Here is a 7807-nt window from a genome sequence, read left to right on the forward strand (position 1 = left end):
TACGGCGTTCTCAAATCGGGCACGGCGTTCGATCCGAAAAGGGGCCTTGCCTGCTAGGGGGTGAGACGGTATCTAAGAGCGCGAGCGCAAAGACATGCAGCACCCGCGCGTCACGCGTATCGCCACCGTGTACATCTCCTCACACGGCATCTCGCACGGCATTCACTCTGCGCTGCAACTGCTCTAACGGCGGTGAGTCTAGGTTGATCGCGCAGGGGAAAAACACACGGACGCGCGATGCGATGCAGGTGCGTCGCGCACACCATCTGGAGCGATATCCATGACCCGAAGCAACACCGAACGCTTGTTGAAGTGGCTGCAGGACGCCTACGCCATGGAGCAGGAGGCCAACACCATGCTCACTGCCACCGCCGGCCGCCTGGAGCACTACCCGCAGCTGAAAGCGCGCATCGAACAGCACGTCAACGAAACCCGCGATCAATCCGAACAGGTCAAGCGCTGCATCGAGATCCTGGACGGCTCGATCCCGACGATCAAGGGCACCGTCGCCAGCGTGATGGCCTCGGTGCACGCCGCCGGCAATTCGATGATGAGCGACGAGGTGGCCAAGAGCCTGGGCGTGAGCTACGCCTTCGAGCATATGGAGATCGCCAGCTACCGTTCCCTGGTGATCGCCGCCAAGGAAGCCGGGCAGACCGAGATCGCCGACATCTGCGCCGCCATCCTCGACCAGGAAATCGCCATGGCCGAGTGGCTGATCGAGCACCAGGAAGCCACGATCCTGGCGTTCATGAAGCGCGAACGCACCGAAGGCGAAACCGCCAAGCACTGAGCGTCGTCGTGCACCGCACGACGCGTGCGCATTCCCCCGCAGCACCCACCATCATCGACCGGAGACTCCCCATGGCCGTCAAGACCATCGACGAATTGTTCATCCACGAGCTGTCGGACATCTACAGCGCCGAGAAGCAGCTGACCAAGGCCCTGCCGAGGCTGGCACGCGCCTCCACCAACCCGGCGCTGCGCGCGGCGTTCGAAGCGCACCTGGAAGAAACCCAGGGCCAGATCGAACGCATCGACCAGATCGTCGAAAACGGCAACCTGCGCCTGAAGCGGATCAAGTGCGCCGCCATGGAAGGCCTGGTGGAAGAAGGCAAGGAAGTGATCGAGTCGATCGAAGCCGGCCCGGTGCGCGATGCCGCGTTGATCGGCGGCGCGCAGAAGGTCGAGCATTACGAGATCGCCTCCTACGGCACACTTGCCGCCATGGCCAAGCAGTTGGGCATGGACGATGCGTTGAGCCTGCTGCTGGAAACGCTCAATGAAGAGAAGTCCACCGACGAGAAGCTGACCCTGCTGGCCGAGCAGGGCGGCAACGAAGAGGCGGCACGCAAGCGCAAGGCGGCCTGACCGCCCCGGCCGCGGCCCGCCAGCGCGGGTCGCGGCGTCCCAGACGCCTATCCCCTACGCGCGGCCCTTGGTCGCGCCATTGCGTCGTCACGACGTTCGGGCGGCACTCCAGGAGAACCCCATGTTCATGCACAACAAGCGGCTGATGTACACGGTCCGCGTGGCACAACCCGACCCGGCGCTGGCCTCGCTGATGCTGGAACAGTTCGGCGGCCCGCAAGGCGAGCTCGCCGCGGCGATGCGCTACTTCACCCAGGCCATCGGCGAGGTCGATCCCGGCCGCAAGGATCTGCTCTACGACATCGCCACCGAGGAGCTCAGCCACCTGGAAATCATCGGCTCGATCATCGCCATGCTCAATCAGGGACCGAAGGCGGTGCTGTCCGAAGGCATGGCCGAAGCCGAGGACATGCGCAACCTCACCCTCAACAACAACACCAGCCAGACCCAGCAGATTCTCTACGGCGGCGGCCCGGCGCTGGTCAATTCCAGTGGCGTGCCGTGGAGCGCGGCCTACGTGGACAGTATCGGCGAGCCGACGGCCGACCTGCGCTCCAACATCGCCGCCGAAGCGCGCGCCAAGATCGTCTACGAGCGCCTGATCAACGTCACCGACGATCCGGGCATCGTCGATGCGCTGACCTTCCTGATGACCCGCGAGGTAGCGCACCAGAAATCCTTCGAGAAGGCGCTGTACGCGATCGAGCCGAACTTCCCGCCGGGCAAGCTGCCGGGCGATCCGGCCTTTACCGACCGCTACTACGACATGTCGCAGGGCGACGGCGACATGCAGGGGCCCTGGAACAGCGGCAGCCAGTGGGAGTCCATTGCCGACCGCAATCGCCAGGTGGCGGTGGATGGCGGCAGCGGGATGCCCCGCGTGGGCCTGAGCGAACTGGAACAGAGCGCAGTGCAGGCGCTGGCGGCGCGTACGTTGTCGCAGCCGGACAGCGACCCGACCACCGGTGCCGATCTGGGTGCCGGCCCGGGTGCCGGTTCGACCAAGGGCAGCGTGGCGCGCTAGCGCGCCATTGCAGGCCCCCTCGCACGAACGCCGCGATGCGCAAGCATCGCGGCGTTCGTGCGAGAGAGCATGGGCTGTGATCGCCCCTTTCGCGGCAACCCCGTTCAGTCGCCGGTCTGCCGGTGCGGCGCATGCACCGGCTTGGATTGCCAGCCCCAGCGAGATGCATGACCTCATCGCGCGTTCGCCAGCCCCTGGAATGCAACGACTGGGCGAACACGGCGTGGCGGCAGGCGCCACCACGCCGCGCTGGCTCAGAACTCTTCCCACTCCGCGCTGTCCGCCGGCACGCCCTGGATCGGGCGCGGCTTGGCCGCCGCTTGCCGCATCGGGACCGTTGGCTTGGGCTTGGTGGCGACGGCGACAGCCCGCACTGCCGACCTGGCCGGCTGCGGCCTGGCCGCGGGGGCCGGTGACACGCTGATGGCGGCACCGCCGGCGAGGCGGAACACCGCCACCGCGCGTGCCAGTTCCGCCGCCTGATCTTCCATGCTCTTGGCCGCCGCGCTGGCTTCTTCCACCAATGCCGCGTTCTGCTGGGTGCCCTCGTCCAGCTGCATCACCGTCTTGCTGACCTGGTCGATGCCCGCGCTCTGCTCGGCGCTGGCCGCGGATATCTCGGCCATGATGTCGGTGACCCGCTTCACCGAGGCGACCACCTCGCTCATGGTGGTGCCGGCGCGGTTGACCAGGGTCGAGCCCTGCTCCACTTCCTGCACCGAATCGGAGATCAGGGTCTTGATCTCCTTGGCCGCGGCCGCCGAACGCTGCGCCAGCGAGCGCACTTCCGAGGCCACCACGGCGAAGCCGCGGCCCTGTTCGCCAGCGCGCGCCGCTTCCACCGCCGCATTGAGCGCGAGGATGTTGGTCTGGAAGGCGATGCCGTCGATCACGCCGATGATGTCGGCGATGCGCGCGGACGCGGCGCTGATCGAGGCCATGGTCGCCACCACTTCCTCCACCGCGCGGCCGCCGTGCTCGGCCACCTCGCCGGTGCTCAGCACCAGCTGGTTGGCCTGGCGCGCGCTGTCGGCGTTCTGCTTCACGGTGGACGTCAGCTCCTCCATCGAGGCGGCGGTTTCTTCCAGGCTGGCCGCCTGCTGCTCGGTGCGCACCGACAGGTCGCTGTTGCCGCTGGCGATCTCGCTGGCGGCGGTGTTGATCGAGCCGACCGCGCGCTGGATGCCCTGCACGATGCCGGTCAGTTGCTCGGCGGTGCGGTTGGCGGCGTCGGCGAGCTTGCCGAATGCGCCTTCGTAGCGTACGTCCACGCGCTGCGACAGGTCGCCATCGGCGATCGCCCCCATGATCCGGCCGACGTCGGCCAGGCCGCTGTCGGCCTGGCGCATCAGCCGGTTCAGCGCTTCCACCATTTCCTTGAACGCGAACGCGTAGCGCGCCTCGTCACCACGTGCAGTGAAGTCGCCGCGGGCGGCCGCATCGGCCAGGCGCGCGATGTCGCCGTTGACCGCCGACAGGTTGGCCTTGACCACGTCCAGCGCCTCGTGCAGCGCGGCGCGCTGTCCCGGCAGCCGGCGCATGTCGCGGCGCAGGTCGCCGCGGCCGTACTCGTCCATGATCGCCATCGCCTCGACGATGGCGTCCAGGTGTTCGAACAGCGCGGTGTTCATGCCGTGTGCGAGCGTGCCATAGTCGCCGGGGAAGTCCTCCGGCATGCGGTGGCTGATGTCCTCGCCCTGCTGCAGCCGCACCAGGGTCTGCATCTCGCCGTTGAAGCGCTGCAGCTGGGTCTGCATCTGCTGCATGCTGGTCATCAGCTGCCCGGTCTCGTCGCGCGACTCCACCTTGATCGGATTGTCGAAACGGCCGGAGGCGATCGCTTCGGCGGTCCGCGTGGCGCCGCGCAGCGGTGCGACGATGGCGCCGGCGATCAACCAGCACAGGCCCACCACCAGCGCCACCAGGCCACCACCGATCACGGTGAGGATCTTGGTGAAGCCCATCGCCTGGGCCTGGATGTCCTCGGCATACACGCCCATCGCCAGCACCCAGTTCCACTGCGGGTACAGCGCGGCGTAGCTGATCTTCGGCAGCTGCACCGACTTGCCGGGCTTGGGCGCGGTGTAGTAGCTGAAACCGTCGCCGCTGCGCACCGCCGTCTGGATGTCGCGGTACACGTACTCGCCGGCATCGCTCCTGTAGCCGCTCATGTCGGTGCCGACCGCGCGCTTGGGATGCATGACGATGCGCATCTGCGGGTCGACGATGAAGAAGTAGTCCACGCCGCCGTTGGTCTTCATGTCGGCCAGCGCGCCCTTGGCCGCTGCCTGCGCCTGCGCCTCGGTCATCTCGCCGCGCTTGGCCAGATCGGCGTAGTGCTGCATCACGCTCAGGCCCATGTCGACCTGGGTCTTGACGCTTTGCTTGCGCGCATCGATCAGGTTGAGATATTGCAGGCGCGCCGCGGCAACGGCGAGCAGGATCACGCCGAGCGCGATCAGCGTGCACAGCACGATGAACTTGCGCGCCATGGGCAGATTGGCGATATGGCGGCGCAGAAATTGGATGGGATTCATGGCGTAGAAAGCAGAGAACGGAATTTTGTATCGGCCAGCGCGCGCTCGAACTTGAACTGCGAAGTGCTTCGCCAGAGCAACGCGCACCACAGTTTCACGCTGCAGCCGGCTTCCGTCAGGCCAGTGCGGCATCCATCGGCGCGCTCGCGGACGGCACGCCGGCGGCGTGCGGCTCCCACACCAGGCGATGGAAATCGAAGCCCTGCTGCAAGCGCGGCTTGACCACGTTGAAGTACGGCGAGACGTCGAAATCGCGCGGCAGCGTCAGGCTGTGATGGCGCGGATGCAGGATCTCCGCGTCTTCTCCGGCATCGCTTCCCGTCGGCGGCGCCTGGTCGATTTCCGGCAGGATGGGATAGCGGATCGCGCCGAACGCCTGCGCCAGCAACGTCGAGCAGATCGCCCGGGTCGGCTCGCCGCTGCCCAGCTCCAGGAAGCGCCGCTTCACCGACGACGGCAGCGGCGGCGTGCGGATCAGGTAGCGCGCCAAATCGAAGATGTTCTTCAGGTCGTAGCTGTTGCCGACCCGCGAGACCATGTACTCCACCACGGTCTCGATCTCCTGCGCGCTCAACCCGACCGGACGGCAGATGCGGGTGTGCAGGCCGGCGAACTCGCTCAATCCCACCAGGCGCACGCCGACGTTGATGTCGACATCGCAGAACAGCGGCGCTTCCTCGCCGGGAAGCGCGGCCACGTGGTCGCCGATGTACAGCGCCGCGTGCGACCAGGTGGACTGGCTCAGGTACTTGATGGCGGTGGAGAAGCGGCTGTTGCCCTCGACCAGCAGCACGTCGCCCTTGCGCAGCGTGGCACGCAACAGCTGCGGCGGGCTGGTCGGCAGTTGCGAGCCATGGCGGCGCGGCTTGGACAGGAACTTGGCCAGGTGGCGGCCCAGCAAACGTGGCAAGAACAGCATGCGCGTTCCCCCGAGGGACGGCCGCTTCGGCGAAACGGCTCCGCTATCCGCAATGGCGGCCATGCGCTGGATTTCTTGAATGGCGTGCCGGCGCCAGCGACCGGCTCACGGTTGCCGCAGGATCGACAGCTCCACGAACTGCGCGCTGCTGGAACGCAGGTAGACCGCATAGCGGCCACGGCCCGGCACTTGCACCAGAAAGCGGTCTCCCGGCACCGGCTGGAGCTTGTCGACCGCGGCCGCACCCAGCGGCGCGATCCGCAGCCGCACCTTGGCATCGTCCTGCGCTGGCGTGAGATTGGCGATGGTCAGCGCGCCATCGAAGAGGGTGCGGCTCTCGCCCGGCAACAGACTCAGCATCAGCGACATCGCCGCGGCCTTGGCGTCGCAGGCACCGGCCTGCGCCTCGGCCAGCTGCCGCTGCAGCGGCTTGACCTCCACGTACTGCACGAAGCCGTAGGTCGCGCCGATCACCACCAGCACCGCCGAGACCTCGGCGGCGGTGCGCTTGAACGAGAGTGCTTGCCACCATGTCTGCGCCGGCGGGGGCGGCGTCTGTCGGGTCGTTCGAGCCATGCATCACGGTATCGATGCCGCCATGCCGCTGTCTGCCAGCACGGCTGACATCGCCGCGCACGGCCGCGTTCGTCTACCTGGCGATACAGACGCGACGCCACCCGCCTCGCGATAGGCGCCGCCCCAAGCACGGACATCGCGCGCCGGCGCGGCATGGCCTTGAGCCTACGCAACTCCCAGCAGGCGATGACGCGTCTTTCGGAGGTTTCGAAACCACGGATCGTCGACGCGCAGGGCGAACCGCCCACGCATGTTGCGCCGCAACTTGACGCATCGAGCGCCCGGGCGGAGTCTTGGCATGAAATTTCGAAATTATTTTCGCAATCCGAAATTCACTTGTCAAGCGACAGGATCGGGCGGGTCGAGCAAGCTGGCGATTCCCCCGGGTCCTCCAGGAACTGCAGATGATCAAGACGACTTCCCAGCGCGCGGCCAGTGCCGCGCCCGACGACGGCGACGAGGCCGGGGACAAGAAGCTGCGCAGCACCGTGCAGTCGCTGGCCAAGGGCTTCCGCGTGCTCGAGGCGTTCTCGTCCGAGCACGAGGAACTGTCGCTGAGCCAGATCGCGGCCCTGGCCCGGCTCGATCCCGGCACCACCTTCCGCATGCTCAACACCCTGGTCGAGCTGGGCTACGTGCACCGCGTGCCGGAGAGCCGCCGCTTCCGCCTGACCCTGAAGGTGCTCGACCTCGGCTTCCACGCCATCGCCCGCCGCGACCTGCGCAGCGTGGTGCGGCCGCTGCTGCGCACGCTGGTCAGCGACGTCAACGAAGCGGCCAGCTTCGCGGTGCTGCAAGGCCCCGACGTGCTCTACATCGAGCGCGTGCGCGCCGGCATCACCCGCCTGGGCGTGGACATCCGCATCGGCACCACGGTGCCCAGCACCCGTACGGCGATCGGCCTGGCGATGCTGGCGCACCTGGCGCCGGCGGAAGTGACGCGGGTGACCGGGGTCGACGTGCAGGGTGCGCAGACGCCGGAGATCGCCACGATCCGGCGCACCTTCGACAGCATCCGCCGCGACCGCTACGTGATCCTGGAGTCGATGCTGACGGAGGGCCTGCGCGTGCTGGCGGTCCCGGTGCTGGATGCGGACGACTATCCGCTCGGCGCGATCAGTGTCGCCGCGCCGTCGGTGCGCACCAGCCACGCCGAACTGCTGGAGACCGCCCTGCAGCCGACGCTGCTGGCCGCCAAGGACATCGCCTTCGCGATCCAGGCCAGCGGGAGTGTTGCCGTGACCGCCCCCAGCACCTGATCCGCCCGGGCCACCGCCCGGCCCTCTCTGTCGGTCTCGCTGCGTGGACGCTTCGGCGCCCGCGTCGGGGTCCCCTTGTCCTGCGAAAGGCAGCCACGATGCTCATGCCCACCACAGCCCC

General features: G+C 67.6%; 7 protein-coding genes. 4 read left to right on the plus strand and 3 right to left on the minus strand.

Annotated features, from left to right (window positions below; genetic code table 11):
• Nucleotides 1–280: 280 nt before the first annotated feature.
• The 3 genes from CEK65_RS02295 to CEK65_RS02305 all read left to right on the plus strand — a co-directional run bounded on the left by CEK65_RS02295 (nt 281) and on the right by CEK65_RS02305 (nt 2395).
• The gene (locus CEK65_RS02295; RefSeq protein WP_152180636.1) at nt 281–793 is read left to right on the plus strand and encodes a ferritin-like domain-containing protein; all 513 of its coding nucleotides are present in this window, start codon (nt 281–283) and stop codon (nt 791–793) included.
• A 71-nt stretch (nt 794–864) separates the two neighbouring features.
• The gene (locus CEK65_RS02300; RefSeq protein ID WP_150409582.1) at nt 865–1371 is read left to right on the plus strand and encodes a ferritin-like domain-containing protein; all 507 of its coding nucleotides are present in this window, start codon (nt 865–867) and stop codon (nt 1369–1371) included.
• Between the two features lie 121 nt (nt 1372–1492).
• Nucleotides 1493–2395 (plus strand): manganese catalase family protein, encoded by a 903-nt coding sequence (locus CEK65_RS02305; RefSeq protein WP_152180637.1) that lies wholly within the window; start codon nt 1493–1495, stop codon nt 2393–2395.
• A 254-nt stretch (nt 2396–2649) separates the two neighbouring features.
• Here CEK65_RS02305 and CEK65_RS02310 read toward each other — a convergent pair whose 3' ends face one another.
• From CEK65_RS02310 to CEK65_RS02320, 3 genes are all read right to left on the minus strand, one after another.
• Entirely contained in the window at nt 2650–4914 is a 2265-nt protein-coding gene (locus tag CEK65_RS02310) for a methyl-accepting chemotaxis protein (RefSeq protein WP_193314666.1), read from the minus strand.
• Between the two features lie 133 nt (nt 4915–5047).
• Nucleotides 5048–5851: a YiiX/YebB-like N1pC/P60 family cysteine hydrolase gene (locus CEK65_RS02315; RefSeq protein WP_152180639.1), complete on the minus strand. Its 804-nt coding sequence runs from the start codon at nt 5849–5851 to the stop codon at nt 5048–5050.
• Nucleotides 5852–5956: 105 nt separating this feature from the next.
• A complete protein-coding gene (locus CEK65_RS02320) occupies nt 5957–6427 on the minus strand; it encodes a hypothetical protein (RefSeq protein ID WP_039728364.1) in 471 nt (156 codons plus the stop codon).
• 404 nt (nt 6428–6831) lie between these two features.
• Between CEK65_RS02320 and CEK65_RS02325 the strand changes: the two genes are divergently transcribed.
• A complete protein-coding gene (locus tag CEK65_RS02325) occupies nt 6832–7686 on the plus strand; it encodes an IclR family transcriptional regulator (RefSeq protein WP_017910111.1) in 855 nt (284 codons plus the stop codon).
• The last annotated feature ends 121 nt before the right edge of the window (nt 7687–7807 follow it).

Source organism: Xanthomonas sp. LMG 12459 (assembly GCF_009192905.1).
Classification (GTDB): domain Bacteria; phylum Pseudomonadota; class Gammaproteobacteria; order Xanthomonadales; family Xanthomonadaceae; genus Xanthomonas_A; species Xanthomonas_A sontii.

What these genes read in the sequence shown, in the direction of transcription:
- CEK65_RS02295 (WP_152180636.1), top strand. Translation starts at nt 281, where the DNA reads ATGACCCGAAGCAACACCGAACGCTTGTTGAAGTGGCTGCAGGACGCC.
- CEK65_RS02300 (WP_150409582.1), top strand. Translation starts at nt 865, where the DNA reads ATGGCCGTCAAGACCATCGACGAATTGTTCATCCACGAGCTGTCGGAC.
- CEK65_RS02305 (WP_152180637.1), top strand. Translation starts at nt 1,493, where the DNA reads ATGTTCATGCACAACAAGCGGCTGATGTACACGGTCCGCGTGGCACAA.
- CEK65_RS02315 (WP_152180639.1), bottom strand. Translation starts at nt 5,851, where the DNA reads ATGCTGTTCTTGCCACGTTTGCTGGGCCGCCACCTGGCCAAGTTCCTG.
- CEK65_RS02320 (WP_039728364.1), bottom strand. Translation starts at nt 6,427, where the DNA reads ATGGCTCGAACGACCCGACAGACGCCGCCCCCGCCGGCGCAGACATGG.
- CEK65_RS02325 (WP_017910111.1), top strand. Translation starts at nt 6,832, where the DNA reads ATGATCAAGACGACTTCCCAGCGCGCGGCCAGTGCCGCGCCCGACGAC.